The organism is Pseudomonas sp. UBA6276 (assembly GCF_002438365.1).
GTDB classification, from domain to species: domain Bacteria; phylum Pseudomonadota; class Gammaproteobacteria; order Pseudomonadales; family Pseudomonadaceae; genus Aquipseudomonas; species Aquipseudomonas coleopterorum.
Genome location: NZ_DJUS01000076.1, coordinates 1 through 276 on the forward strand (window position 1 = coordinate 1; position 276 = coordinate 276).

The window sequence follows — 276 nt, forward strand, 5'->3', positions numbered from 1 at the left end:
ACGCGGCTTGCGCCGCTGCTATGGGGAGCAAGGAGTTGTGTATGTACCATGGCGAACGAATGAACGCCTGGACCCATCTGGTGGGCGCCGTGCTAGCGGCGGTCGGTGCTGTCTGGCTGCTGCTTCTGGCGGCGTTTGAAGGTGACCCCTGGAAGATCGTCAGCGTGTGCATCTACGGCGCTACGCTGATCGTGCTCTACAGCGTGTCCACGATCTACCACAGCGTGCGTGGGCGCCGCAAAGCGATCATGCAGAAGCTCGATCACCTGTCGATCT

Annotated in this window: 1 protein-coding gene; it reads left to right on the top strand. The window is 61.2% G+C overall.

Going from position 1 to position 276, the window contains the following annotated elements:
* Positions 1-41 precede the first annotated feature (41 nt).
* The coding region (locus tag B2V21_RS08810) for a hemolysin III family protein (protein ID WP_286916632.1) at positions 42-276 on the top strand (235 nt) is incomplete at its 3' end.